Source organism: Cupriavidus sp. GW823-FHT07B10 (assembly GCF_058794355.1).
In genome coordinates this window covers 375,942-402,396 of sequence record NZ_JBXAGS010000006.1, presented here as the reverse complement: position 1 = coordinate 402,396, position 26,455 = coordinate 375,942, and the positions used below count along the sequence as shown (strand labels likewise).

25 protein-coding genes and 1 tRNA gene are annotated in these 26,455 nt (G+C 64.5%); all 26 read left to right on the top strand.

Features of this window, described 5'->3' with window-relative positions; all coding sequences use genetic code 11:
- Window positions 1-39: 39 nt before the first annotated feature.
- The 26 genes from AC1Q6V_RS16400 to AC1Q6V_RS16275 all read left to right on the top strand — a co-directional run bounded on the left by AC1Q6V_RS16400 (window position 40) and on the right by AC1Q6V_RS16275 (window position 26,303).
- Window positions 40-1,296 (top strand): branched-chain amino acid ABC transporter substrate-binding protein, encoded by a 1,257-nt coding sequence (locus AC1Q6V_RS16400; RefSeq protein WP_439668659.1) that lies wholly within the window; start codon window positions 40-42, stop codon window positions 1,294-1,296.
- Between the two features lie 173 nt (window positions 1,297-1,469).
- Window positions 1,470-1,739 carry a 30S ribosomal protein S15 gene (rpsO, locus tag AC1Q6V_RS16395; RefSeq protein WP_010809136.1) on the top strand — a complete coding sequence of 90 codons (270 nt, stop codon included), beginning with the start codon at window positions 1,470-1,472 and terminating at the stop codon, window positions 1,737-1,739.
- Window positions 1,740-2,189: 450 nt separating this feature from the next.
- Window positions 2,190-4,361, top strand: a complete 2,172-nt coding sequence (gene pnp / locus AC1Q6V_RS16390) for a polyribonucleotide nucleotidyltransferase (RefSeq protein ID WP_011614853.1) — start codon at window positions 2,190-2,192, stop codon at window positions 4,359-4,361.
- A 210-nt stretch (window positions 4,362-4,571) separates the two neighbouring features.
- Window positions 4,572-5,576 (top strand): NAD(P)H-quinone oxidoreductase, encoded by a 1,005-nt coding sequence (locus AC1Q6V_RS16385; RefSeq protein ID WP_454749331.1) that lies wholly within the window; start codon window positions 4,572-4,574, stop codon window positions 5,574-5,576.
- A gap of 114 nt (window positions 5,577-5,690) precedes the next feature.
- A complete protein-coding gene (tpiA, locus tag AC1Q6V_RS16380; protein ID WP_011614855.1) occupies window positions 5,691-6,428 on the top strand; it encodes a triose-phosphate isomerase in 738 nt (245 codons plus the stop codon).
- A 63-nt stretch (window positions 6,429-6,491) separates the two neighbouring features.
- Window positions 6,492-6,866 (top strand): preprotein translocase subunit SecG, encoded by a 375-nt coding sequence (gene secG, locus AC1Q6V_RS16375; RefSeq protein WP_010809132.1) that lies wholly within the window; start codon window positions 6,492-6,494, stop codon window positions 6,864-6,866.
- Between the two features lie 187 nt (window positions 6,867-7,053).
- A tRNA-Leu gene (locus AC1Q6V_RS16370) sits at window positions 7,054-7,138 on the top strand.
- A 166-nt stretch (window positions 7,139-7,304) separates the two neighbouring features.
- A complete protein-coding gene (locus AC1Q6V_RS16365) occupies window positions 7,305-7,664 on the top strand; it encodes an NADH-quinone oxidoreductase subunit A (RefSeq protein WP_010809131.1) in 360 nt (119 codons plus the stop codon).
- A 6-nt stretch (window positions 7,665-7,670) separates the two neighbouring features.
- The gene (locus AC1Q6V_RS16360; protein ID WP_008643342.1) at window positions 7,671-8,153 is read left to right on the top strand and encodes a NuoB/complex I 20 kDa subunit family protein; all 483 of its coding nucleotides are present in this window, start codon (window positions 7,671-7,673) and stop codon (window positions 8,151-8,153) included.
- Window position 8,154: 1 nt separating this feature from the next.
- Window positions 8,155-8,751, top strand: a complete 597-nt coding sequence (locus tag AC1Q6V_RS16355; RefSeq protein WP_010809130.1) for an NADH-quinone oxidoreductase subunit C — start codon at window positions 8,155-8,157, stop codon at window positions 8,749-8,751.
- Between the two features lie 9 nt (window positions 8,752-8,760).
- Window positions 8,761-10,014 carry an NADH-quinone oxidoreductase subunit D gene (locus tag AC1Q6V_RS16350; RefSeq protein WP_010809129.1) on the top strand — a complete coding sequence of 418 codons (1,254 nt, stop codon included), beginning with the start codon at window positions 8,761-8,763 and terminating at the stop codon, window positions 10,012-10,014.
- A 186-nt stretch (window positions 10,015-10,200) separates the two neighbouring features.
- Window positions 10,201-10,698, top strand: a complete 498-nt coding sequence (gene nuoE, locus AC1Q6V_RS16345; RefSeq protein ID WP_454749332.1) for an NADH-quinone oxidoreductase subunit NuoE — start codon at window positions 10,201-10,203, stop codon at window positions 10,696-10,698.
- A 1-nt stretch (window position 10,699) separates the two neighbouring features.
- Complete coding sequence (nuoF, locus tag AC1Q6V_RS16340; RefSeq protein WP_010809127.1) at window positions 10,700-11,995, top strand: NADH-quinone oxidoreductase subunit NuoF; 1,296 nt, start codon at window positions 10,700-10,702, stop codon at window positions 11,993-11,995.
- A 12-nt stretch (window positions 11,996-12,007) separates the two neighbouring features.
- Window positions 12,008-14,374 (top strand): NADH-quinone oxidoreductase subunit NuoG, encoded by a 2,367-nt coding sequence (gene nuoG, locus AC1Q6V_RS16335; protein WP_058698672.1) that lies wholly within the window; start codon window positions 12,008-12,010, stop codon window positions 14,372-14,374.
- Window positions 14,375-14,395: 21 nt separating this feature from the next.
- Window positions 14,396-15,460 (top strand): NADH-quinone oxidoreductase subunit NuoH, encoded by a 1,065-nt coding sequence (gene nuoH, locus AC1Q6V_RS16330; RefSeq protein ID WP_010809125.1) that lies wholly within the window; start codon window positions 14,396-14,398, stop codon window positions 15,458-15,460.
- Between the two features lie 58 nt (window positions 15,461-15,518).
- A complete protein-coding gene (gene nuoI, locus AC1Q6V_RS16325) occupies window positions 15,519-16,010 on the top strand; it encodes an NADH-quinone oxidoreductase subunit NuoI (RefSeq protein WP_010809124.1) in 492 nt (163 codons plus the stop codon).
- Between the two features lie 184 nt (window positions 16,011-16,194).
- Window positions 16,195-16,839 (top strand): NADH-quinone oxidoreductase subunit J, encoded by a 645-nt coding sequence (locus AC1Q6V_RS16320; RefSeq protein ID WP_010809123.1) that lies wholly within the window; start codon window positions 16,195-16,197, stop codon window positions 16,837-16,839.
- A gap of 17 nt (window positions 16,840-16,856) precedes the next feature.
- On the top strand, window positions 16,857-17,162 hold the full coding sequence (nuoK, locus tag AC1Q6V_RS16315) for an NADH-quinone oxidoreductase subunit NuoK (protein ID WP_010809122.1): 306 nt from the start codon (window positions 16,857-16,859) through the stop codon (window positions 17,160-17,162).
- A gap of 58 nt (window positions 17,163-17,220) precedes the next feature.
- A complete protein-coding gene (gene nuoL, locus AC1Q6V_RS16310; RefSeq protein ID WP_010809121.1) occupies window positions 17,221-19,308 on the top strand; it encodes an NADH-quinone oxidoreductase subunit L in 2,088 nt (695 codons plus the stop codon).
- A 27-nt stretch (window positions 19,309-19,335) separates the two neighbouring features.
- A complete protein-coding gene (locus tag AC1Q6V_RS16305; protein WP_010809120.1) occupies window positions 19,336-20,802 on the top strand; it encodes an NADH-quinone oxidoreductase subunit M in 1,467 nt (488 codons plus the stop codon).
- A gap of 18 nt (window positions 20,803-20,820) precedes the next feature.
- Window positions 20,821-22,296, top strand: a complete 1,476-nt coding sequence (gene nuoN, locus AC1Q6V_RS16300) for an NADH-quinone oxidoreductase subunit NuoN (RefSeq protein ID WP_010809119.1) — start codon at window positions 20,821-20,823, stop codon at window positions 22,294-22,296.
- A gap of 13 nt (window positions 22,297-22,309) precedes the next feature.
- Window positions 22,310-22,618, top strand: coding sequence for a DUF2818 family protein (locus AC1Q6V_RS16295; protein ID WP_010809118.1), 309 nt, complete (start codon window positions 22,310-22,312; stop codon window positions 22,616-22,618).
- A gap of 44 nt (window positions 22,619-22,662) precedes the next feature.
- A complete protein-coding gene (locus tag AC1Q6V_RS16290; protein WP_454749333.1) occupies window positions 22,663-23,298 on the top strand; it encodes an NUDIX domain-containing protein in 636 nt (211 codons plus the stop codon).
- 128 nt (window positions 23,299-23,426) lie between these two features.
- Window positions 23,427-23,873 carry a DUF1178 family protein gene (locus AC1Q6V_RS16285; RefSeq protein WP_010809116.1) on the top strand — a complete coding sequence of 149 codons (447 nt, stop codon included), beginning with the start codon at window positions 23,427-23,429 and terminating at the stop codon, window positions 23,871-23,873.
- A 95-nt stretch (window positions 23,874-23,968) separates the two neighbouring features.
- Complete coding sequence (locus AC1Q6V_RS16280; protein ID WP_010809115.1) at window positions 23,969-25,171, top strand: acyl-CoA dehydrogenase family protein; 1,203 nt, start codon at window positions 23,969-23,971, stop codon at window positions 25,169-25,171.
- A gap of 13 nt (window positions 25,172-25,184) precedes the next feature.
- Entirely contained in the window at window positions 25,185-26,303 is a 1,119-nt protein-coding gene (locus AC1Q6V_RS16275; protein WP_454749334.1) for an acyl-CoA dehydrogenase family protein, read from the top strand.
- Window positions 26,304-26,455: the final 152 nt, after the last annotated feature.

The window sequence follows — 26,455 nt, the reverse complement described above, 5'->3', positions numbered from 1 at the left end:
GGTCGCTGCCGTACTATCCTGCGCTTTCCGGGAGAGAACATGAAGGTTGCGGCACGGTGGCGTGGATGGCTGGGCGGGTTGTTGCTGGCGGCAGCGGCGGGCGCGTCGGCTCAAGAGCCGATCCGGCTGGGCATGATCGACGGGTTGTCCGGCCCGTTTGCCAACGCGGGCGAAGCCGTGACGCGCAACCTGCGCCTGGCAATCGAGCGCATCAATGCGCGCGGCGGCGTGAAGACCGCCGAGGGTGCGCGGCCCATGGAGCTGGTCACCTTTGACAGCAAGGGCAATGTCGACGAGAGCCTGATCCAGTTGCGGGCCCTGACCGACAAGCGCATTCCCTTTGTCCTGCAGGGCAACAGCTCGGCCGTGGCCGGCGCGCTGGTGTCGGCCATCAACCGCCACAATGCGCGCCAGCCCGACGCGCGCGTGCTGTTCCTGAACTACTCGGCGGTCGATCCCAGCCTGACTAACGAGAACTGCAGCTTCTGGCATTTCCGCTTTGACGCCAGTGCCGACATGCGCATGCAGGCGCTGACCGAGGTGATCCGCCAGGACCAGTCGGTGCGCAAGGTGTACCTGATCGACCAGGACTACAGCTTCGGCCACCAGGTGTCGCGCTCGGCTCGCGAGATGCTGGCGGCGCGCCGGCCGGATATCCAGATCGTGGGCGACGAGTTCCACCCGATCGGCAAGATCAAGGACTTTGCGCCCTATATCGCCAAGATCAAGGCGAGCGGGGCGGACGCGGTCGTCACCGGCAACTGGGGCAACGACCTGACGCTGATGGTCAAGGCCGCACGCGAAGGCGGACTGCAGGCCAAGTTCTACACCTTCTATGGCAATGGCCTGGGCGCGCCCGCGGCGATGGGCGATGCCGGCGTGGGCCGCGTGCTGGCGGTGGCCGAGTGGCACCCGAATGTGGGCGGGGCGGCGTCGGACGCGTTCTACCAGCAGTTCCGCGCGCGCTATCCGGAGCCGAAGGACGACTACGTGCACCTGCGCATGCAGATGATGGTGGAAATGCTGGCGCGCGCGATCGAGCAGGCCGGTTCCACCGATGCGGTCAAGGTGGCGGGCGCGCTCGAGAACATGCGCTACGTCAACCAGTTCCACGAGGCCACCGTGCGCGCCGACGACCACCAGGTGCTGCAGCCGCTGTACGTGTCGGTGATGGAGCGCCAGGGCGGGGCAGTGCGCTTCGACAATGAGGGCTCGGGTTATGGCTTCCGTACCGTGCGCAAGCTCAAGGCCGCGCAGACCACGCTGCCCACCACGTGCCGGATGGAGCGCCCCTGAGCGCCAGCGCGCCCGCACGGGCCGCCCGGTATTCCTGCCGTAGCTTTTCGGCTATAATCCGCGGCTGTCGTTGCCTGGCCGTTGGCCCGGTGGCGGCGGTAGCCAGTCAAGACATGGCACGACGCATGCGGCGCATCCCGCGCTGTAGCGTTCGCAAGTGAAAGGAAATCATCATGGCAGTTGCCGATATCAACAAGTCCGAAGTCATCAAGCAGTTCGCACGTGGCGCCAACGACACTGGCAGCCCCGAAGTGCAAGTGGCCCTGCTGACCACCCGCATCAACGAACTGACCCCGCACTTCAAGGCCAACATGAAGGATCACCACAGCCGCCGCGGTCTGCTGCGCATGGTGAGCCGCCGTCGCCGCCTGCTGGACTACCTCAAGTCCAACGACGCCGACCGTTACCGCGCCCTGATCGAAAAGCTGGGCCTGCGCAAGTAAGGTTGCGCCCGATGGCAGCGCGATTCCAGGGTTTGCACGGTTTCGCGTGAGGCCTCGATGCCTGCTTCAGCAATGCTGGGGCAGGCATTTTGCATTTCTGGCGGGGTGAATCGGCCTTGCCCAGAGATGCGGGCAGTTGATGGAGTGATTTTCGCTTCACGCCGCCCGGCGGACATTCTGATTCACCGGGCGCCCGTTGCAGCAAGCTGCGCAACGGAGTAAGTTGTTCTTTTTTTGTTTTCAATACCCCGGACCGGCCAAGGAAACAGGGCTTTGTGTCATTCCAGCACGGCATCGGCAACGCCGGTGCCGTGCTGGAATGGCATAGCACTTCCCTGCGACTGCGACCGGCGACCCGGCAGTTTGCCTGCGGCTGAGAACGCAGGCGTCGCAGGCCGTGCGCGTGTTATTGCGTGATTGCGCGGCCTGCACGCAAGCCAAGGAATGCACATGTCCATGTTCAACAAGATCGTCAAGGAATTCCAGTGGGGCCAGCACACGGTCCGCATGGAAACCGGCGAAATCGCCCGCCAGGCCGGCGGTGCCGTGCTGGTCGATGTGGAAGACACCGTGGTGCTGGCGACCGTGGTCGCCGCCAAGAACCCGAAGCCGGGCCAGGACTTCTTCCCGCTGACCGTCGACTACATCGAGAAGACCTACGCGGCCGGCAAGATCCCCGGCGGCTTCTTCAAGCGTGAAGGCCGTCCGTCGGAAAACGAGACCCTGACCTCGCGCCTGATCGACCGTCCGCTGCGCCCGCTGTTCCCGGAAGGCTTCTACAACGACGTCCAGGTGGTGATCCACGTGGTGTCGCTGAACCCGGAAGTGCCCGCTGACATTCCCGCGCTGATCGGCGCGTCGGCCGCGCTGGCCGTGTCGGGCATCCCGTTCAACGGCCCGGTTGGCGCCGCGCGCGTGGGCTACAAGGATGGCCAGTACCTGCTCAACCCGACCCGCTCGCAGCTCGCCACCTCGGACCTGGACCTGGTGGTCGCCGGTACCGAGCGCGCCGTGCTGATGGTGGAATCGGAAGCCAACCAGCTGTCGGAAGACGTCATGCTGGGCGCCGTGGTCTATGGCCATGAGCAAATGCAGATCGCGATCAACGCCATCCATGAGCTGGTGCGCGAAGGCGGCAAGCCCGAGTGGGACTGGGCCCCGGCCGCCAAGAACGAGCCGCTGATCGCCAAGGTCACCGAAGTTGCACTGCCGCTGCTGCAGGAAGCCTACCAGCTGCGCCAGAAGTCGGCCCGCAGCCAGAAGCTGAAGGAAGTAAACGCCAACGTGGCGGCCGCGCTGGCAGCCGCCGGCGTGGAAGCCGACAAGGTGGAAGTCGGCAACATCATGTTCGACCTCGAAGCCAAGATCGTGCGCGGCCAGGTGCTGGCCGGCGAGCCGCGTATCGACGGCCGCGACACCCGCACGGTGCGCCCGATCGAGATCCGCTCGTCGGTGCTGCCGCGCGCGCACGGCTCGGCGCTGTTCACCCGTGGTGAAACGCAGGCGCTGGTGGTGGCCACGCTCGGCACCAAGAGCGACGAGCAGATCATCGACGCACTGGCCGGCGAATACCGCGACCGCTTCATGCTCCACTACAACATGCCCCCGTTCGCCACCGGTGAAACCGGCCGCGTGGGCAGCCCGAAGCGCCGTGAAATCGGCCACGGCCGCCTGGCCAAGCGCGCACTGATCCCGGTGCTGCCGAAGGACGATGAATTCGCCTACACCATCCGCCTGGTTTCGGAAATCACCGAATCCAACGGCTCGTCGTCGATGGCTTCGGTCTGCGGCGGCTGCCTGGCGCTGATGGACGCCGGCGTTCCGGTCAAGGCACACGTGGCCGGCGTGGCCATGGGCCTGATCCTGGAAGGCAACAAGTTTGCCGTGCTGACCGACATCCTGGGCGATGAAGATCACCTGGGCGACATGGACTTCAAGGTGGCGGGTACCGACAACGGCATCACCGCGCTGCAGATGGACATCAAGGTCCAGGGCATCACCAAGGAGATCATGCAGGTCGCGCTGGCGCAGGCCCGTGAAGGCCGCCTGCACATCCTGCACAAGATGCAGGAAGCGATGGGCCACGCCCGCACCGAACTGTCGGCGCACGCTCCGCGCATGATCACCATGAAGATCCATCCGGACAAGATCCGCGAAGTGATCGGCAAGGGCGGCTCGACCATCCAGGCGCTGACCAAGGAAACCGGTACCACCATCGACATCCAGGAAGACGGCACGATCACGATCGCGTCGACCTCGACCGACGGCATGGCCGAAGCCAAGCGCCGCATCGAGGGCATCACCGCGGAAGCCGAAGTGGGCAAGATTTACGCCGGTACCGTGCTGAAGCTGCTGGACTTCGGCGCCATCGTCAACATCCTGCCGGGCAAGGATGGCCTGCTGCACATCTCGGAAATCGTCAACGAGCGTGTCAAGGACATCAAGGACTGGCTGAAGGAAGGCCAGCAGGTCCGCGTCAAGCTGATCCAGGCTGACGAGAAGGGCCGCCTGCGCCTGTCGCTGAAGGCCGCGCTGACCGAAGAGGGCGGCAGCATCAGCCCGATCAACGCCGGCGAAGCCGCCGCGCCGGCGGCTCCGGCCGAAGGCTCGGAACAGCAGTAAAGCCAGCGGGGCAGGATTGCCCGCAGGTGCCGCCGCAAGGTGGTGCCGCAAGGTGGTGCCGCAAGGTGGTGCCGCCAAAAAAACGGCTGGACGATGTCCAGCCGTTTTTTTGTTTACACTGCCGGCAACCCTATCGAGCCAAGGCTCACACCGACCCTGGCGCGACGCATCGTCGACCCGCGCCAAGACAAGTACAAGGAGCAGAGCAGCATGCAAGCCATCGAGATCCGCGAATACGGTGCCCCCGAAGTCCTCCAGCTGACCGAGCGTCCCGACCCGGTTGCGGGGGCGGGCGAGGTCCTGATCCGCGTGGCTGCCGCCGGCGTCAACCGTCCGGACGTATTCCAGCGCACCGGCAACTACCCCGTGCCGCCGGGCGCTTCGGACCTGCCCGGCCTGGAAGTGGCGGGCGTGGTGGTGGGCGGCGACCTGTCGCATGCCGACAACCGCTTCGGCCTGAAGGTGGGCGACCGCGTCTGCGCGCTGGTGCAGGGCGGCGGCTACGCACAGCTGTGCACGGCGCCGCTGGCACAGGTCCTGCCCGCGCCGCAAGGCCTGAGCGATATCGAGGCCGCGGCGCTGCCCGAGACCTTCTTCACCATCTGGAGCAATGTGTTCGACCGCGGCTGCCTGGGCCAGGGCCCGCGCGGCAAGGATGAGACCCTGCTGATCCAGGGCGGCTCCAGCGGCATCGGCACGACCGCGATCCAGATCGCCAAGGCGCTGGGCCACAAGGTGTTCGTCACCGCCGGCACCGATGAGAAATGCAAGGCCTGCGAAGACCTGGGCGCCGATCGCGCGATCAACTACAAGACGCAGGACTTCGTCGCCGAGGTGTCGGCGCTGACCGGCGGCAACGGTGTCGATGTGATCCTCGACATGGTTGCCGGCCCGTACCTGGCGCGCGAGCTGAAGTGCATCGCCGACGATGGCCGCATCGTCATCATTGCGCTGCTGGGTGGCGCCAAGGCCGAGATCCCGCTGGGCGATATCCTGCGCCGGCGCATCACCGTGACCGGCTCCACGCTGCGTCCGCGCCCGGCATCGTTCAAGGGCAAGATCGCCGCGGCACTGCACGAGCAGGTGTGGCCGCTGCTGGCCGCCGGCAGGATCAAGCCGGTGATCCACGAGGTGTTCCCGGCCGCGCAGGCAGCCGATGCGCATCGCCTGATGGAGTCGAGCGAGCATATCGGCAAGATCGTGCTGACCTGGTAAGGCACATCGAGCGTTGCATGTGGCCAATGCTGCCGCCCGCCGCCATCGGGCGGCGGTAGCGCCGTGCCCCCGCCACAAGCTACAATAGCGGGTTTGATTTGGGAGGGGCACTTCGTGAGACAAAAGCTCGTCATCGGCAATTGGAAGATGCATGGCAGCCTGGCTGCAAACGCGGCGCTGCTGGAGGGCATCAAGGCTGGCGCGGCCAAGGCGACGCTGGCGGTCTGCGCGCCGTTCCCCTATCTTGCACAATGCCAGGCGTTGCTGAATGGCTCGCAAGTGGCCTGGGGCGCACAAGATGTGTCGGCAGAGGCGCGCGGCGCCTTCACCGGTGAAGTCTCGGCATCGATGGTGGGTGAGTTTGGCTGCACTTATGTGCTGGTCGGCCACTCGGAGCGCCGCACCTATCATGGCGAAACCGACCAGACCGTCGCGGCCAAGGCGCTGCGCGCGCTGGAATTCGGCATCGTCCCGGTAGTCTGCGTGGGTGAAACACTGGCCCAGCGCGAGGCGGGCGAAACCGAAGCGGTGGTCGGCAGGCAGCTGCAGGCCGTGCTGGACGCGCTGACGGTGGAGCAGCTGAGCCGCGTGGTGCTGGCCTATGAGCCGGTCTGGGCGATCGGCACCGGCAAGACCGCCACCAGCGAGCAGGCGCAGGCGGTGCACGCGTTCTTGCGCGGCCAGGTTGCCGCGCGCGACGCGGGCGTGGCCGAGCGTATGGCCATCCTGTACGGCGGCAGCGTCAAGCCGGACAATGCGGCCGAACTGTTTTCCATGACCGATATCGACGGGGGCCTGATTGGCGGCGCCTCGCTGAAGTCGGCAGATTTTCTCGCGATCGGCAACGCCTGAATGCCGGCCGTTCCGATCGACCGATCAGGCAAGTAACCAGCCAGTAAGGCTTATCTAAATCAAATGGCAATCTTCAAGACTTTGTTGGTGGTGCTGCAGGTGTTGTCGGCGCTGGGCGTGATTGGCCTGGTGCTGATCCAGCATGGCAAGGGCGCCGATGTCGGCGCGGCATTCGGTTCGGGTGCCTCGGGCAGCCTGTTCGGTGCCACCGGCTCGGCAAACTTCCTGTCGCGCACCACCGCCGTGCTGGCCACGCTGTTCTTCGTCTGCACGCTGGCGCTGACGCTGCTGGGCAACTACAAGCCGGCTGCATCGCTGGGCGTGATGGGCGCGGCGCCGGCTTCGGCGCCCGCAGTGGCAGGTGCTTCGGCTCCCGCTGCAGCCCCGGCAGCGGCCGCTGATGCATCGGCGCCGGCAGCTCCCGCTGTACCGAAATAATCCGTAAGCCTTGCGGCGGATTCCTGAGTTTTTTTGCAGTTGTGCGTTGAACAAAGCAAGAAATCTGGGTTAGAATGCAAGGCTTGAAACGATTCCCCAGCGATGGGTTCCGAGCAAAGACGAAAGCCTCTGCAACGGACCTGAAGGGCCTGAAAACCCGGCGCCAGGCAATATTGTTTCTCCCCCAGCCGACGTGGTGAAATTGGTAGACACGCTATCTTGAGGGGGTAGTGGCGAAAGCTGTGCGAGTTCGAGTCTCGCCGTCGGCACCAAACAACTTGATCGGAGTCCCTGGCCGGGCAATGCACCCGAGCGTGGGGCTCCGGCAGTCCGCAAGGCGGCGCGCCATGAGGCTCATGGCTTAGCGCCTGGGGTGGGCAACAGGACGCCGCTTCAGCTGGTGCTGTTGACAACATTCCAGATAAGGCTGGCCGTACCTTGAATCTCGAAGCCTACTTCCCCGTTCTCATCTTCATCATCTTCGGTGTCGTGCTTGGCGTGGCGCTGATGTCGATCGGTCGGATCCTCGGTCCGAACAAGCCCGATCCCGCGAAGCTGTCGCCGTACGAGTGCGGCTTCGAAGCGTTCGAGGACGCGCGCATGAAGTTCGATGTGCGCTACTACCTCATCGCCATCCTGTTTATCCTGTTCGACCTCGAAACCGCCTTCCTGTTTCCGTGGGGTGTCGCCCTGAGGGATATCGGCTGGCCGGGTTTCATCGCCATGGGCGTGTTTCTGCTGGAATTCATCGTGGGCTTCGTCTACATCTGGAAAAAGGGCGCGCTCGATTGGGAGTGATGTGAAATGGCAATCGAAGGCGTTCTCAACGAAGGCTTTGTCACGACTACCGCTGACAAGCTGATCAACTGGACCCGCACCGGGTCGCTGTGGCCGATGACTTTCGGCCTGGCCTGCTGTGCCGTGGAAATGATGCATGCCGGCGCCGCGCGCTACGACATGGACCGCTTCGGCGTGATTTTCCGCCCGTCGCCGCGCCAGTCGGACGTGATGATCGTGGCCGGCACGCTGTGCAACAAGATGGCCCCCGCGCTGCGCAAGGTCTACGACCAGATGGCAGAACCGCGCTGGGTGATCTCGATGGGCTCGTGCGCCAATGGCGGCGGTTACTACCACTACTCGTACTCGGTGGTGCGTGGCTGCGACCGCATCGTGCCGGTGGATATCTATGTGCCGGGCTGCCCGCCGACGGCCGAGGCGCTGATCTACGGCGTGATCCAGCTGCAGAACAAGATCAAGCGCACCAACACCATCGCGCGCAAGGGCTGAAATGGCGAAGCTTGACATCCTGAAGGCCGCGCTCGAGAAAGCTCTCGGCAAGCGCGTGCAGAACCTGATCGAGGCGACCGGCGAACTGACGCTGATCGTCAAGGCCGACGACTACCTCGAAGTTGCCCGCATCCTGCGCGACGATCCGTCGCTGCGCTTCGAGCAGCTGATCGACCTGTGCGGCGTGGACTATTCCGAGTACGGCGACGGTGCCTGGGACGGCCTGCGCTTTGCCGCGGTTTCGCAGCTGCTGTCGATCACCCACAACTGGCGCCTGCGCGTGCGCGTGTTCGCCCCGGACGATGATTTCCCGGTGCTGCCGTCGCTGATCGACGTGTGGAACGGCGTCAACTGGTTCGAGCGTGAGGCCTTCGATTTCTACGGCATCGTGTTCGACGGCCATCCGGACCTGCGCCGCATCCTGACCGACTACGGTTTCGTCGGCCATCCGTTCCGCAAGGATTTCCCGGTCTCGGGCTTCGTCGAGATGCGCTACGACCCGGAGCAGAAGCGGGTCATCTACCAGCCGGTCACGATCGAGCCGCGCGAAATCACCCCGCGCGTGATCCGCGAGGACAACTACGGCGGCTTGCACTGATAACGCGCCATGGCAGACATCAAGAACTACACCCTGAACTTCGGCCCGCAACACCCGGCTGCGCACGGCGTGCTGCGCCTGGTGCTGGAGCTGGACGGCGAAGTCATCCAGCGCGCCGACCCCCATATCGGCCTGCTGCACCGTGCCACCGAGAAGCTGGCCGAGCAGAAGACCTGGATCCAGAGCGTGCCGTACATGGACCGACTCGACTATGTGTCGATGATGGTCAACGAGCACGCCTACGTGATGGCGATCGAGCGCCTGCTGGGCCTGGAAGTGCCGGTGCGCGCGCAGTACATCCGCGTGATGTTCGACGAGATCACCCGCCTGCTGAACCACCTGATGTGGATCGGCTCGCACGCGCTGGACGTGGGCGCGATGGCGGTGTTCCTGTACGCCTTCCGCGAGCGCGAGGACATGTTCGACATGTACGAGGCGGTGTCGGGCGCGCGCATGCACGCGGCCTACTACCGTCCGGGCGGCGTCTACCGCGACCTGCCTGACACGATGCCGCAATATCGTGCCTCCAAGGTACACAACGAGCGCGCCATCAAGGCCATGAACGAGGCGCGTTCGGGCTCGCTGCTGGACTTCATCGAGGACTTCACCAACCGGTTCCCGAAGTACGTCGACGAATACGAGACGCTGCTGACCGACAACCGGATCTGGAAGCAGCGCCTGGTGGATATCGGCGTGGTCAGCCCGGAACGTGCGCTGCAGATGGGCTTTACCGGCCCGATGCTGCGTGGCTCCGGCATCGAGTGGGACCTGCGCAAGAAGCAGCCGTACGAGGTGTACGACAAGCTGGACTTCGACGTGCCGGTGGGCGTGGGCGGCGACTGCTACGCGCGCTACCTGGTGCGCGTGGAAGAGATGCGCCAGTCCAACCGCATCATCAGGCAGTGCGTGGAATGGCTGCGCCGCAACCCGGGCCCGGTGATCACCGACAACCACAAGGTGGCGCCGCCCTCGCGCGTGGACATGAAGTCCAACATGGAAGAACTGATCCACCACTTCAAGCTGTTCACCGAAGGCATGCACGTGCCGGAAGGCGAAGCGTATGCAGCGGTGGAGCATCCGAAGGGCGAATTTGGCATCTACGCGATCTCGGACGGGGCCAACAAGCCGTACCGCCTGAAGATCCGTGCACCTGGTTTCCCTCACCTGGCCGCGCTCGACGAAATGGCCAAGGGACACATGATTGCTGACGCGGTAACGATCATCGGCACGCAAGACATCGTCTTCGGCGAGATCGACCGCTAATCACGGACCGCCGGCCCGGACGACGATCCGGGCGCTTTCCGCGGCGCTCCCCAGGGGGAGCGGGCGGAAGACCCGCGGCGGACCGGTACGGCCTCAGGCCTGCCGGCGGAACGGGCAGCGACGGCTGCAAACCTGCGGAAGGGAACGCCCGGTGGCGCTGCCTGACGCCGTTTTACTGCAATGACCATGCTATCAGCAGAAGCTCTCAAGGAAATCGATCGCGCGATCGCGAAGTATCCGGCCGACCAGAAGCAGTCGGCCGTGATGGCGGCGCTTGCCGTGGCGCAGGGCGAGGTGGGCTGGGTTTCCCCCGAAGTCATGCAGTTCGTCGCCAGCTATCTCGAGATGCCGCCCGTGTGGGTGGAAGAGGTGGCGACCTTCTACAACATGTATGACACCAAGCCGGTGGGCAAATTCAAGCTCGCCATCTGCACCAACCTGCCGTGCGCCCTGTCGGGCGGCGAGCGGGCCGGCGAGTACCTGAAGCGCAAGCTCGGGATCGACTACAACGAGACCACCGCTGACGGCTGCTTCACCCTGAAAGAGGGCGAGTGCATGGGCGCTTGCGGCGACGCGCCGGTGATGATCGTCAACAACACCCGCATGTGCAGCTTCATGAGCGACGACAAGCTCGACGCGCTCGTCGACGAGCTGAAAGCCGAAGCTGCCAAGGGGGGCAAGTAACATGACCAGTCTGCACGACCGCCATATCCAGCCGCTGATCCTGGCCGGCCTGGACGGCAAGAATTGGCACCTGGAAGACTACGTCAAGCGTGGCGGCTACCAGCAACTGAAGCGCATTCTGACCGAGAAGATCCCGCCCGAGCAGGTGATCGCCGACGTCAAGGCCTCGGGCCTGCGGGGCCGCGGCGGTGCGGGCTTCCCGACCGGCCTGAAGTGGAGCTTCATGCCGCGCACGTTCCCGGGGCAGAAATACCTGGTCTGCAACACCGATGAAGGCGAGCCCGGCACGTTCAAGGACCGCGACATCATCCGCTACAACCCGCACTCGCTGATCGAAGGCATGGCCATCGGCGCGTATGCGATGGGCATCACCGTGGGCTACAACTACATCCACGGCGAGATCTGGAACGAGTACAAGATCTTCGAGGAAGCGCTCGAAGAGGCGCGCGCTGCCGGCTTCCTGGGCGACAACATCCTGGGTTCGGGCTTCGATTTCCAGCTGCACGCGCACCACGGCTACGGCGCCTATATCTGCGGCGAGGAAACCGCGCTGCTCGAATCGCTGGAAGGCAAGAAGGGCCAGCCGCGTTTCAAGCCGCCTTTCCCGGCCAGCTTTGGCCTGTACGGCAAGCCGACCACCATCAACAACACGGAAACGTTTGCCGCGGTGCCGTTCCTGCTGGCCGTCGGCCCCGAGAACTACCTGAAGCTGGGCAAGCCGAACAACGGTGGCACCAAGATCTTCTCGATCTCGGGTGACGTCGAACGTCCCGGCAATTACGAGATCCCGCTGGGAACGCCGTTCGCCAAGCTGCTGGAGCTCGCCGGCGGCATGCGCGGCGGCAAGCGCATCAAGGCGGTGATCCCGGGCGGTTCGTCCGCGCCGGTGGTGCCGGGCGACCTGATGATGGCGTCCGACATGGACTACGACTCGATCGCCAAGGCCGGCTCGATGCTGGGCTCGGGCGCTGTGATCGTGATGGACGAGACGCGCTGCATGGTCCGCTCGCTGCTGCGCCTGTCGTACTTCTATTTTGAGGAATCGTGCGGCCAGTGCACGCCGTGCCGTGAAGGCACCGGCTGGCTCTACCGCATGGTCAATCGCATCGAACACGGAGAGGGGCGCCAGGAAGACCTGGACCTGCTCAACAACGTCGCGGAAAACATCATGGGCCGCACCATCTGCGCGCTCGGCGATGCCGCGGCGATGCCGGTCCGCGGCATGCTCAAGCACTACTGGAAAGAGTTCGAATATCACGTCGAACACAAGCAGTGCATGGTTCCGGCCTACATCTAAGCGTGGCAGAACATGGTTGAACTAGAGATCGACGGCAAGAAGGTTGAGGTTGCTGAAGGCAGCCTGGTGATGGAAGCAGCCCGCAAGCTGGGCACCTACATCCCGCACTTCTGCTACCACCGCAAACTGTCCATCGCGGCCAACTGCCGCATGTGCCTGGTCGAGGTCGAAAAGGCCCCGAAGGCGCTGCCTGCCTGCGCCACGCCGGTGACCCCCGGCATGAAGGTCTTCACCAATTCGGAGAAGGCGGTCAAGGCGCAGAAGTCCGTGATGGAATTCCTGCTGATCAACCACCCGCTCGACTGCCCGATCTGCGATCAGGGCGGCGAATGCCAGCTGCAGGACCTGGCCGTGGGCTACGGTGCCTCGGAGTCGCGCTACAAGGAAGAGAAGCGCGTGGTGTTCCACAAGAACGTGGGCCCGCTGATCTCCATGGAGGAGATGACCCGCTGCATCCACTGCACCCGCTGCGTGCGCTTCGGCCAGGAAGTGGCCGGCGTGATGGAGCTGGGCATGCTGGGCCGCGGCGAGCATTCGGAAATCACCACCTTCGTCGGCAAGACCGTCGACTCGGAACTGTCGGGCAACATGATCGACCTGTGCCCGGTCGGCGCGCTGACCAGCAAGCCGTTCCGCTACTCGGCCCGTACCTGGGAACTGGCACGCCGCAAGTCGGTGTCGCCGCACGACGGCCTGGGCGCTAACCTGGTGGTGCAGACCAAGAACCAGCGCGTGATGCGCGTGCTGCCGCTGGAAAACGAAGACATCAACGAGTGCTGGATCTCCGACAAGGACCGCTTCTCGTATGAAGGCCTGAACAGCGCCGACCGCCTGACCCGCCCGCTGCTGAAGCAGGGCGGCGAATGGATGGAAACCGACTGGCAGACCGCGCTGGAATATGTGGCCAACGGCCTCGCCAGCATCAAGCGCGATCATGGCGCCGACCAGATCGCCGCGCTGGCCAGCCCGCACAGCACGCTGGAAGAGCTGTTCCTGCTGGGCAAGCTGATGCGCGGCCTGGGCAGCGACAATGTCGACTTCCGCCTGCGCCAGACCGACTTCTCGGCGGCACTGAAGGGCGCGCCGTGGCTGGGCATGCCGGTGGCCGACGTGACCACCCTGCAACGCGTGCTGGTGATCGGCTCGTCGCTGCGCAAGGATCATCCGCTGCTGGCCTCGCGCCTGCGCCAGGCTACCAAGAAGGGTGCCCGCGTGGCGGTGCTGGGTGCCGGCGGTGAAGACCTGCTGATGCCCGTGGCCGCCCGCATCGACGTGGCGCCGTCGGGCTGGACCGCGGCCCTCGCAGGCGTGGCCCGTGCCGTGGCCGCCGCCAAGGGCGTGACTGCCCCGGCCGGCACCGAAGGTTTCGACGGTGGCGATGTTGCCGCCAAGACGGCCGAAGCGCTGCTGTCGGGCGAGCGCCGTGCGGTGTTCCTCGGCAACGAGGCCGTGCGCCATCCGCAGTTCTCGGCGCTGCACGCGCTGGCACAGTGGATCGCCACCGAAACCGGTGCGACGCTGGGCTTCCTGACCGAAGCCGCCAATACCGTCGGCGGCTATGTCGCCGGCGCGCTGCCCAGGCAGGGCGGCGCCAATGCGCAGGCGATGCTGGACACGCCGCGCAAGGCCTACATCCTGCTGAACACCGAACCCGAGTTCGACGCCGCCGACCCGCGCAAGGCGCTGGCCGCGCTGGCCCAGGCCGGCACGGTGGTGGTGCTGTCGCCGTTCCGTTCGGAAGCGGCCATGCAGTACGCCGACGTGATCCTGCCGGTGACGCCGTTCACGGAAACCGCCGGCACCTTCGTCAACTGCGAAGGCAAGCCGCAGAGCTTCAACGGCGTGGTGCGCGCGCTGGGCGAATCGCGTCCGGGCTGGAAGGTGCTGCGCGTGCTGGGCAACCTGCTGGACGTGGCCGGCTTCGACTACGAAACCGCCGAATCGGTGCGTGCCGAAGTGCTGTCGGCCCCGGTCGATGCGCAGCTGGACAACGCCACCGACGCGCCGATCCGCGTGGCCGCCGCTGCCGCCAACGGCATCGAACGCATTGCCGATGTGCCGATCTACCACGCCGATCCGATCGTGCGCCGCGCCGAGTCGCTGCAGCTGAGCGCTGCCGCGCGCCGCGCCATGCAGATCGCGCTGCCGGCCGACCTGTTCGCCAGCCTTGGCATCCAGTCCGGCGATCCGGTGCGGGTCACGCAAGGGCAGGGCAGCGTGGTGCTGCCGGCCGTGCTCGAAGCCACGCTCCCGGCCAACACCGTGCGCGTGCCGGCGGCGACGCCGGCGGCCATGAGCCTGGGCGCGATGTACGGCACGGTCACCGTAGAGAAGGCCATTGACCTGGCGCCGGCCACCGGCACCGTGGCCACGGCGTAAGAACAAGAGCGAGAACAAGACATGATTGACTGGATTACCTCGCAAGGACAGGGCCTGCTGGGTGCCTACTGGACGCCGCTGTGGATCCTGATTCGCGCCGTGATCATCGTGGTGCCGCTGCTACTGTGCGTGGCTTACCTGATCCTGTGGGAGCGCAAGCTGATCGGCTGGATGCACGTCCGTATCGGCCCGAACCGCGTGGGTCCGCTGGGCCTGCTGCAGCCGATTGCCGACGTGCTGAAGCTGCTGCTCAAGGAAGTCATGATGCCCACGCAGGTCAGCCGGGGCATGTACCTGATTGCCCCGCTGATGGTGCTGATGCCCGCCGTGGCGGTCTGGGCCGTGATTCCGTTCCAGGCTGAAGTGGTGCTGGCGGATGTGAACGCCGGTCTGCTGTACGTGATGGCGATCAGCTCGGTGGGCGTGTACGGCGTGATCCTGGCAGGCTGGGCCTCGAACTCCAAGTACGCCTTCATCGGCGCCATGCGTGCCGCGGCCCAGATGGTGTCGTATGAAATCGCCATGGGCTTTGCGCTGGTGACGGTGCTGATGGTTGCCGGCAGCCTGAACCTGTCGGCCATCGTCAACGGCCAGAACACCGGCTACTTTGCCGACATGGGCATCAACATCCTGTCGTGGAACTGGCTGCCGCTGCTGCCGATGTTCGGCGTCTACTTCATCTCGGGCGTGGCCGAAACCAACCGCCACCCGTTCGACGTGGTGGAAGGCGAGTCGGAAATCGTGGCCGGCCACATGATCGAGTATTCGGGCATGGGCTTCGCGCTGTTCTTCCTGGCCGAGTACATCAACATGATCATCATCTCGACGATGACCGCGCTGATGTTCCTGGGCGGCTGGGCGCCCCCGATCGACAGCGTGCTGACCAACGCGATCCCGGGCTTCTTCTGGCTGGTGATCAAGGTATTCCTGCTGCTGTCCGTCTTCATCTGGATCCGTGCCTCGTTCCCGCGCTACCGCTATGACCAGATCATGCGCCTGGGCTGGAAGGTGTTCATCCCCCTGACGGTGGCGTGGCTGATCATCGTGGCGATCTGGATCAAGTCGCCCTGGAACATCTGGCACTGAACGGCCAAACGACGGTGCGCGCCGGGGCGCGCGCCGTGTGGAAATACTAGGAAGCATCATGCTGCTCGCCATCAAGGACTTCTTCAACAGCCTGCTCCTGAAGGAACTCTTCAAGGGCATGGCCCTGACCGGCCGCTATCTCTTCGCGCGCAAGATCACCGTCCAGTTCCCGGAAGAGAAAACGCCGATCTCGCCGCGCTTCCGTGGTCTGCACGCGCTGCGCCGCTACCCCAACGGGGAAGAGCGCTGCATCGCCTGCAAGCTGTGCGAGGCGGTGTGCCCGGCGCTGGCCATCACGATCGAGTCCGACGCGCGCGCCGACGGCACGCGCCGCACGACCCGCTATGACATCGACCTGACCAAGTGCATCTTCTGCGGTTTCTGCGAAGAGGCCTGCCCGGTCGACGCCATCGTGGAAACGCAGATCCTGGAGTACCACGGCGAGAAGCGCGGCGACCTGTACTTCACCAAGGACATGCTGCTGGCAGTGGGCGACCGCTACGAGCCGCAGATCGCCGCAGCGAAGGCTGCCGACGCAAAGTATCGCTAAGCCGAAGCAGCGACAGAAGTAACGACCGGTTCGCGGCTGCCGCAAGCAGCAGACCTGGCAGCCGCCGCCACCGAATTGAATGCGGTCCCTGCAATGCAAGGGGCCAATGCAAGGATGCCGCAGGAGCGGGCCACCCGAGGGGGTGGCTTGTGCCGGACGGCCCAGAGAGGATCCGATAGGGACCATGGAACTCACGACCACCATCTTCTACGTCTTTGCGCTGGTGCTGGTGCTCTCCGCACTGAAAGTCATCACTGCGAAGAACCCGGTGCATTCCGCACTGTTCCTCGTGCTGTCGTTCTTCACGGCGGCGGCGATCTGGATGCTGCTCAAGGCGGAATTCCTCGCCATCCTGCTGGTGCTGGTCTATGTCGGCGCGGTGATGGTGCTGTTCCTGTTCGTGGTGATGATGATCGACATCGACATCGAGCACCTGCGGCGGGACTTCTGGACCTACGTGCCGATGGCCTCGGTGGTGGGCGCGCTGATCATCGCCGAGATGGCGATCGTGCTGGTGCGCAACTTTATCGGCACCACCACGCCGGTGGCCACCAACGGTTCGCAGGACCCGGGCTACTCGAACACCGCCGCGCTCGGCAAGCTGATCTACACCGACTATATCTACGCCTTCGAAGTGGCCGGCATCATCCTGCTGGTGGCGATCATCGCCGCCGTGGCGCTGACCCTGCGCCGCCGCAAGGACGTCAAGGCCCAGGACGTGTCGGCGCAGCTGCGCACCCGCCGCGACGAGCGCGTGCGCCTGGTGCCGATGCAGTCCGAAGGCCAGACCCAGCAGACGGAAGCCGCGGCTGCCGCCAATAAGAACTAAAGCCCGGAGAAATCGCTGTGCTCTCTCTCGCTCATTTCCTCGTGCTCGGTGCGATCCTGTTTGCGATCAGCATCGTCGGCATCTTCCTGAACCGCAAGAACGTGATCGTGCTGCTGATGGCGATCGAACTGATGCTGCTTGCGGTGAACATCAACTTCGTCGCCTTCTCGCATTACCTGGGCGACCTGGCTGGTCAGGTTTTCGTTTTCTTCATCCTCACGGTGGCCGCCGCCGAGTCGGCAATCGGTCTCGCCATCCTGGTTGTGCTGTTCCGCAACCTGGATACGATCAACGTGGACGACATGGACACCCTCAAGGGCTGATCCGTGGCGCACTACGCAGATACCCAAGACTCACCGACCGCACACCACTAAGCGTCCTATGGCAACCACGCTCAACCCCAACCTGCTGCTTGCGATCCCGCTGGCGCCGCTAGTCGGCTCCGCGATCGCCGGCCTGTTCGGTACCAAGTTCTTTGACCTGTTTTCCTCGGAGTCGCGCGGCGGCCGGATGGTGGCCCACACCTCGACGATTCTGGGCGTGGCCATTGCCTGCGTGCTGTCGGTGATGGTGCTGCTCGACGTCATGAACGGCGCCGGCTACAACGGCACCGTCTATGAGTGGATGGCCATCGGCAGCCTGAAGATGGAGGTCGGCTTCCTGGTCGACTCGCTGACCGCGATGATGATGGTGGTGGTTACCTTTGTCTCGCTGATGGTGCACATCTACACCGTCGGCTACATGGACGGGGACCCCGGCTACAACCGCTTCTTCGCCTACATCTCGCTGTTCACCTTCTCGATGCTGATGCTGGTGATGAGCAACAACTTCCTGCAGCTGTTCTTCGGCTGGGAAGCGGTGGGCCTGGTGTCGTACCTGCTGATCGGCTTCTGGTACACCCGCCCGACGGCGATCTTCGCCAACCTGAAGGCGTTCCTGGTCAACCGCGTCGGCGACTTCGGCTTTATCCTGGGCATCGGCCTGCTGCTGGCCTATGCCGGCAGCATGAACTACACCGAAGTGTTCGCCGCGCGCGACCAGCTGGCGACCGTGATCTTCCCGGGCACCGACTGGCTCATGATCACCGTGGCCTGCATCTGCCTGTTCATCGGCGCGATGGGCAAGTCGGCGCAGTTCCCGCTGCACGTCTGGCTGCCTGACTCGATGGAAGGCCCGACCCCGATCTCGGCGCTGATCCACGCGGCAACGATGGTGACCGCCGGCATCTTCATGGTGGCACGCATGTCGCCGCTGTTCGAGCTGTCGGATACGGCGCTGTCCTTCGTGCTGGTGATCGGTGCCATCACGGCGCTGTTCATGGGCTTCCTGGGCATCATCCAGAATGACATCAAGCGCGTGGTCGCTTACTCGACCCTGTCGCAGCTGGGCTACATGACCGTGGCGCTGGGCGCTTCGGCATACTCGGTGGCCGTGTTCCACCTGATGACGCACGCGTTCTTCAAGGCACTGCTGTTCCTGGGCGCGGGCTCGGTCATCATCGGCATGCACCACGACCAGGACATCCGCAACATGGGCGGCCTGCGCAAGTACATGCCGCTCACCTGGATCACCTCGCTGGTGGGTTCGCTGGCGCTGATCGGCACGCCGTTCTTCGCGGGCTTCTACTCCAAGGACTCGATCATCGAGGCCGTGGCCGAGTCGCATATCGCCGGTTCGGGCTTTGCCTACTTCGCCGTGCTGGCGGGCGTGTTCGTCACCGCGTTCTACTCGTTCCGCATGTACTTCCTGGTCTTCCATGGCAAGGAGCGCTGGGGCCAGAACCATGCCCACCAGCATCATGAAGGCGACCATGAGGACGAAGAGGTCTCGCACGACCACCACCATGGCCTGGCCGCCGGCGAGAAGCCGCACGAGTCGCCGTGGGTGGTGACGCTGCCGCTGGTGCTGCTGGCGATCCCGTCGGTGATCGTCGGTGCGATCGCGATCGAGCCGATGCTGTTCGGCAACTTCTTCAAGAACGGCATCGCGTTCAAGGATGTGATCTTCGTCGGCGAGAACCACCACGCCATGGCCGAGCTCAAGGAAGCGTTCCACGGCTGGGTGGCAATGGCGATCCACTCGCTGACCACGCCCGTGCTGTGGCTGGCCGTCGCCGGTGTGGTGCTGTCCTGGTTCTTCTATATGAAGCGCCCGGATATCCCTGAAGCCATCGCGAACCGCTTCTCGGGTCTCTACAAGCTGCTGGACAACAAGTACTACATGGACGCCATCAACCAGGCCGTGTTCGCCCGCGGCGCACGCCTGCTCGGTACCGGCCTGTGGAAGGGCGGCGACCAGAGCGTGATCGACGGCCTGTTCGTCAACGGCGCGGCGCGCCTGGTGGCTTCGTTTGCTTCGGCAAGCCGCTACCTGCAGTCGGGCTATATCTACCACTACGCGTTCGCGATGATCGTCGGCATGCTGGTGCTGCTGACGCTGACGGTCACGGGCGTGATCGGCACCAAGTGATAGGCACCAAGTAAGGAAAACATAGAAATGGTTCTGTCTTTCTCAATCTGGCTGCCTGTCTTTTTCGGCCTGCTGATCCTGGCCTTCGGCTCGGACCGCAGCCCTGGCTTTGTCCGGTGGATGTCGCTGTTCGGCTCGATCGCCAGCTTTGTCGTCACGCTGCCGCTGGTCTTCGGCTTCGACCGCGCCAGCGCGGCCATGCAGTTCGTCGAAAAGGCGAGCTGGATCGAACGCTTCAATATCAACTACCTGCTGGGTGTTGACGGCATCTCGATGTGGTTCGTGGTGCTGACCGCCTTCATCACGGTGATCGTGGTGATCTCGGCCTGGGAAGTGATCACCGAGCGTGTGGCCGAATACATGGCCTCGTTCCTGATCCTGTCGGGCCTGATGGTCGGCGTGTTCTGCACGCTGGACGGCATGCTGTTCTACGTGTTCTTCGAAGCCACGCTGATCCCGATGTACATCATCATCGGTGTCTGGGGCGGCCCGAACCGCGTCTATGCCGCGTTCAAGTTCTTCCTGTACACGCTGGCGGGCTCGCTGCTGACGCTGATCGCGCTGCTGTACCTGTACAACAAGACCGGTACCTTCGACATCCTGCAATGGCACCAGGCCAAGCTGTCGATGAACGAGCAGATCGCGCTGTTCATTGCCTTCTTCGTCGCCTTCGCGGTCAAGGTGCCGATGTGGCCGGTGCACACCTGGCTGCCCGACGCCCACGTGGAAGCGCCGACCGGCGGTTCGGTGGTGCTGGCCGCCATCATGCTGAAGCTGGGCGCCTACGGTTTCCTGCGGTTCTCGCTGCCGATCGCGCCTGACGCCAGCCACTACCTGGCCCCGTTCATCATCACCATCTCGCTGATCGCGGTGATCTACATCGGCCTGGTGGCCCTGGTGCAGGCCGACATGAAGAAGCTGGTGGCGTACTCGTCGATCGCCCACATGGGCTTCGTCACGCTGGGCTTCTTCATCTTCAGCGACATCGGCGTGGAAGGCGGCATCGTGCAGATGATCTCGCACGGCTTTATCTCCGGCGCGATGTTCCTTTGCATCGGCGTGCTGTACGACCGCGTGCACTCGCGCCAGATCGCCGACTACGGCGGCGTGGTCAACACTATGCCCAAGTTCGCCGCGCTGGCAGTGTTCTTCGCGATGGCCAACTGCGGCCTGCCGGCCACCTCGGGCTTCGTCGGCGAATTCATGGTGATCCTGGGCGCGGTCAAGTTCGACTTCTGGATCGGCCTGCTGGCCGCCACCGCCCTGATCTTCGGCGCCGCCTACTCGCTGTGGATGGTCAAGCGCGTGATCTTCGGCGACATCGTCCACCAGCACGTGCGCGAGCTGGTCGACCTGAACAAGCGTGAGTTCGTCATGCTCGGCCTGCTGGCCATCATGACGCTGTACATGGGCCTGCACCCGAAGCCCTTTACCGACGTGATGCACGCGTCCGTGGTGAACCTGCTGTCCCACGCGGCACAGTCCAAGCTGTAATCGGGGAGAGAAATCAACATGCAAACGTCCTCGACACTCGGCCCCGTGGCGCCGATTATTTTCCTGGCGATCGCCATCGGCGCGGTCAACTGGATCGACCTTGCACGTGGCAAGGGCAAGCAAAGCGTGGCATATCCGCTGTCGCTGCTGGCCACGCTGGCGCTGACCGTCTGGTTCGGCCTGAATGCCGCCGCCGGCGAGACGCACTACGCGTTCGCCAACCTGGTCGTGATCGATCCGATGGCAAACGTGCTGTCCGCGTTCTGCTCTGCCGGCCTGTTCGTGACACTGGTCTACACGCGCCGCTATCTGGCGGATCGCGACATGTTTGCCGGCGAGTTCTACCAGCTCGCGCTGTTCACGCTGGGCGGCCAGATCGTGATGATCACCGGCAACAACTTCCTGACCCTGTACCTGGGCCTGGAGCTGCTGTCGCTGTCGTCGTACGCACTGGTGGCACTGCGCCGCGAATCGCGCGTGACTTCGGAATCGGCGATGAAGTACTTCGTGCTGGGCGCGCTGGCTTCGGGCTTCCTGCTGTACGGCATCTCGATGATGTATGGCGCCACCGGTTCGCTGAACCTGGGCGAAGTGTTCCGCGTGGTCGAGTCGGGCCGCGTCAACACCACCATGCTGGCCTTTGGCGTGGTCTTTATCGTCGCCGGCCTGTCGTTCAAGCTGGGTGCCGCGCCGTTCCACATGTGGATCCCGGACATCTACCAGGGTTCGCCGACCGCGGTAACGCTGCTGATCGCCGGCGGCCCGAAGGTCGCGGCGTTCGCGCTGTTTATCCGCGTGCTGGTGGAAGGCCTGCTGCCGCTGGCCAATGACTGGCAGATGATGCTGGTGGTGCTGTCGATCATCTCGCTGGCCATCGGCAACCTGACCGCCATCGTGCAGAGCAACCTGAAGCGGATGCTGGCGTACTCGACCATCTCGCACATGGGCTTCGTGCTGCTGGGCCTGCTGTCGGGCGTGGTCGCCAACAAGGCTGACGGCGCCGCCGATGCGTACAGCTCGGCGATGTTCTACTCGGTGACCTACCTGCTGACCACGCTGGGCACTTTCGGCATCATCCTGCTGCGCACGAACAAGGGTTTCGAGGCCGAGACCCTGGAAGACCTGAGGGGCATGTCGCGCCGCAACCCGTGGTTCGCGTTCCTGATGCTGGTGATGATGTTCTCGCTGGCCGGCATTCCGCCGACCGTGGGCTTCTATGCCAAGCTGGCCGTGCTGGATGCGGTGGTCAAGTCGGGCATGACCTGGCTGGCCGTGGTGGCCGTGCTGTTCTCGCTGATCGGCGCGTTCTATTACCTGCGTATCGTCAAGCTGATGTACTTCGATGCGCCCGCTGCTGAAGAAGAGCTGGAAGCAACCTTTGGCCTGCGCTCGATGCTGAGCGTGAACGGCGCCGCGGTGATCCTGCTGGGTATTTTCCCGGCCGCGCTGATGAACCTGTGCTACCAGGCCATCCGCTCGACCCTGGGTTCCTGATCCGCCACACGCCATGAGCGCATCCGCAAGCGGCTGGTTTGTCATCCTGCTGGCACTGATCAGTGCGAACCTGCCGTTTGTGAACCAGCGCCTGTTCGTGCTGATCCCGCTGCGGCGGGCGCGCAAGCCGCTGTGGCTGCGCCTGCTGGAACTGATCGTATGGTTCGCGGTGGCGGGCGCCGCCGGCTTTGCGGTGGAGGCCAGCCTTGGCAACGCCTTCCCGCAGGGCTGGCAGTTTTATGCCATTACCGCGTGCATGATGCTGGTGTTTGCCTTCCCGGGCTTCACCTGGCAATACCTCGTCAAACACCGCACGGCCTGAAGCCGGTCTTGTCGGCGCCGGGCCCTGCCTGATCCGGAGCGTCCATGACCGACAAGATCCAACGCGACACCCCGCCTACCGCTGAACCCGCCGGGAACGACGACGCACTGAAGGAAGTGTGCGTCGCCTCGGCCACGGTCCATCGCGGCAAGTTCCTCACCCTCAAGCAAGATATCGTCAGGCTGCCGGACGGCAAGCAGACCGGGCGCGAGTACGTGGTCCATCCGGGCGCGGTGATGATGATCCCGCTGTTCAGCGACGGCACCGTGCTGATGGAGCGCCAGTTCCGCTATCCGATCGGCGAAGTGATGCTGGAATTCCCCGCCGGCAAGCTTGATCCGGAAGAGGGCGCGCAGCGCTGCGGCGAACGCGAACTGCTGGAGGAGACCGGCTACAGCGCGGCGCGCTGGGACTACCTGACGCGCATCCACCCGGTTATCTCGTATTCCACCGAGTTCATCGACATCTTCCTGGCGCGCGACCTGACGCTTGGCGAGGCGCAGCTCGACGACGGCGAGTTCATCGAGACCTTCATCACGCCGGTGGGGCAGGTGATCGATTGGGTCCGCAGCGGCCGAATCACCGACGTAAAGACCATCATCGGCGCATTCTGGCTGGAAAAAGTGATCTCGGGTGCCTGGCAACCGGGCGAACAGCCGCTGCCGCATTACGCCGTATAGTGAGTAGTGAGCCGCGTGGATTCTGCGCCATGCGGTTGTTCCCGAACGGTCGTTCTAAAAAATTTAGCACGACCGTTCACAAAATTTCGATTCGCGGATAATATAGCTTTTGACGGGCTGGAAAGATCATGAAGGTGCTCGACCTGCGCTGCGCGCATGACCATGGTTTCGAGGGCTGGTTTGCCTCGGAAGAAGATGCGCAGTCGCAAATCTCGCGTGACCTCGTCCAATGCCCGGTCTGTGGCGACCACGCCGTGACGCGGCTGCCCAGCGCGCCGCGCCTGAACCTGTCGGGCGCGACCGCGCGCGAAGGCAGCGCCAGGCCGGCGCAGCCGGCTGCCGCACCGGTGACACTGCAAGCGCTCTATATGAAGGCAGTGAAGCAGGTGCTGGCACAGACCGAGGATGTTGGCGATCGCTTTGCCGAAGAGGCAAGGCGCATGCACTATGACGAGGCGCCGGAACGCGGCATTCGCGGTTCGGCCTCGGCGGAGGAGGTGCAGGCGCTGGCCGAAGAGGGCATCGAAACTTTCCCGCTCGTGGTGCCGGATGCGCTGAAGCAGACGGCTCACTGAATTGCGTCTTGTGCCCGTTTGCTGTCGGCGCTTGACGTGCAGGCAGAACAAACCGCCGGCGGCCCCACGCCAAGCCGGCACCACTGGAGACGGGCATGGATCTCAACTACTCGGCGTCCGACAACGCCTTCCGCGAGGAAGTGCGTAGCTGGCTCGAAGCCAACTTGCCGGCGGACATCCGCAGCAAGATTCTCAACCACCGCCGTCCGAACCGCGACGACCTGGTGCGCTGGCACAAGACCCTGGCCGGCAAGGGCTGGTCGGCACCGCACTGGCCCGTCCAGTACGGCGGCACCGGCTGGAACGCCACCCAGCGCCATATCTGGGATGAAGAGAACGCCCGCGTCGGCGCGCCCGGCGTGCTGCCGTTCGGCGTGGCGATGGTCGCGCCGGTGATCATGAAGTACGGCAGCGAAGAGCAAAAGTCGTACTACCTGCCGCGCATCCTGGACTGCACCGACTGGTGGTGCCAGGGCTATTCGGAGCCGGGCTCGGGCTCGGACCTGGCCTCGCTGAAGACCCGTGCCGAGCTGACTTCGGACGGCAAGCACTACATCGTCAACGGCCAGAAGACCTGGACCACGCTCGGCCAGCACGCCGACATGATCTTCTGCCTGGTGCGCACCGACCCCGAAGCCAAGAAGCAGGAGGGCATCTCGTTCCTGCTGATCGACATGAAGACCCCGGGCATCACCGTGCGCCCGATCATCATGCTCGACGAAGAGCATGAGGTGAACGAAGTCTTCTTCGACAACGTCGAGGTGCCGGTCGAGAACCGCGTCGGCGAAGAGAACAAGGGCTGGACCTACGCCAAGTACCTGCTGGGCCACGAGCGCACCGGGATCGCCCGCGTGGGCAACTCCAAGCGCGAGCTGGGCTTCCTCAAGCGCGTGGCGCGCCAGCAGCAGAAGAACGGCAAGCCGCTGCTGGAAGACCCGGTGTTCGGCGCCAAGGTGGCCGCGCTGGAAATCGAGCTGATGGCGCTGGAAATCACCGTGCTGCGCGTGGTCTCGAGCGAAGCGGCAGGCAAGGGCCCCGGCCCCGAGGCCTCGATGCTCAAGATCAAGGGCACCGAGATCCAGCAGCTGCTGACCGAGCTGATGGTCGAGGCCGTCGGCCCGTACGCGCAGCCGTTCGACACCGCCTACCTGGAGTGCGAGACCGAGCACGCCGTGACCGGCTACGACGACGCCGCGCCGCTGGCCGCGTACTACTTCAACTATCGCAAGACCTCCATCTATGGCGGGTCCAACGAAATTCAGAAGAACATCATCAGCCAGATGATTCTGGGGCTGTGAGGAGACACGCAACATGAACTTCAATCTCAGCGACGAACAGAAGCAGCTGGCCGACGCCGTCCGCCGTTTCATCGACAAGGACTACGGCTTCGAGTCCCGCAAGCAGAACTACGAAAGCGCCGCCGGCTATGGCGGCGCCGCCTGGGGCTCGCTGGTCGAGCTTGGCCTGACCGCGCTGCCGGTGCCGGAAGCGCAGGGCGGTTTCGCGGGCAAGGCCCTGGACATGATGGTGGTGCAGCAGGAGCTGGGCCGAGGCCTGATCGTGGAGCCGTACCTGGCCACGGTGGTGGGCGCCTACGCCCTGGGCCTGGCCGGTGGCCAGGATGCACTGCTGGAACAGGTCGCCGGCGGCGAACTGAAGCTGGCCGTGGCCTTCAACGAGCCGCAGGCGCGCTATGAACTGAACAACGTGCGCGTCACCGCCCGCGACGGCAAGCTCAACGGCCGCAAGACCGTGGTGCTGCACGGCGGCCAGGCCGACAAGCTGATCGTGTCGGCCCGCAGCAGCGGTGCCGAAGCCGACCAGGACGGCATCTCGCTGTTCCTTGTGGATGCCAGGGGCGCCGGCGTCAGCATCAAGGACTACCGCACCATCGACAACCTGCGCGCGGCCGACATCACCTTCCAGGATGCCCCCGCGCAACTGCTGGGCGAAGCCGGCAAGGCCTTCCCGGTGATCGAGCAAGTGGCCGACTACGCTGCCGTGCTGCTGTGCGCCGAGGCCGTGGGCGTGATGGATACGCTCAATGCCGCCACGCTGGAATACGCCAAGACGCGCCAGCAGTTCGGCGTGCCGATCGCGCGCTTCCAGGCGCTGCAGCACCGCATGGTGGAGATGTTCATCCACGCCGAGCAGTCGCGCTCGATCACGCTGCTGGCCGCGGCACGCTTCGAAGAAGTAACGCCGGAAGAGCGCCGCCGCTATGTCTCCGCCGCCAAGGCGCGCGTGGGGCAGGCAGCGCGCACGGTTGGCCAGGAGGCAGTGCAGATCCACGGCGGCATGGGCGTGACCAACGAACTGCCGGCCGCGCACATGTTCAAGCGGCTGACGCTGATCAACACCACCTTCGGCGACGTGGATCACCACCTGGGCAGGTTCGCCGCCCAGCCGGGGTTCCAGGAAGCTGCCTGATCCTGCCAGTCCAATCAAAACCGCGCTGTAGTCCAGGCGCGGTTTTTTTCTTTGGGGACCGTTAGGGGCGGGTTCGGCAAATACGGACGCCGGCCCCCGGCGGCCATGCGATCATTGCCTGAGCAAACTTAGTGCCATGGCGCCAATCACTA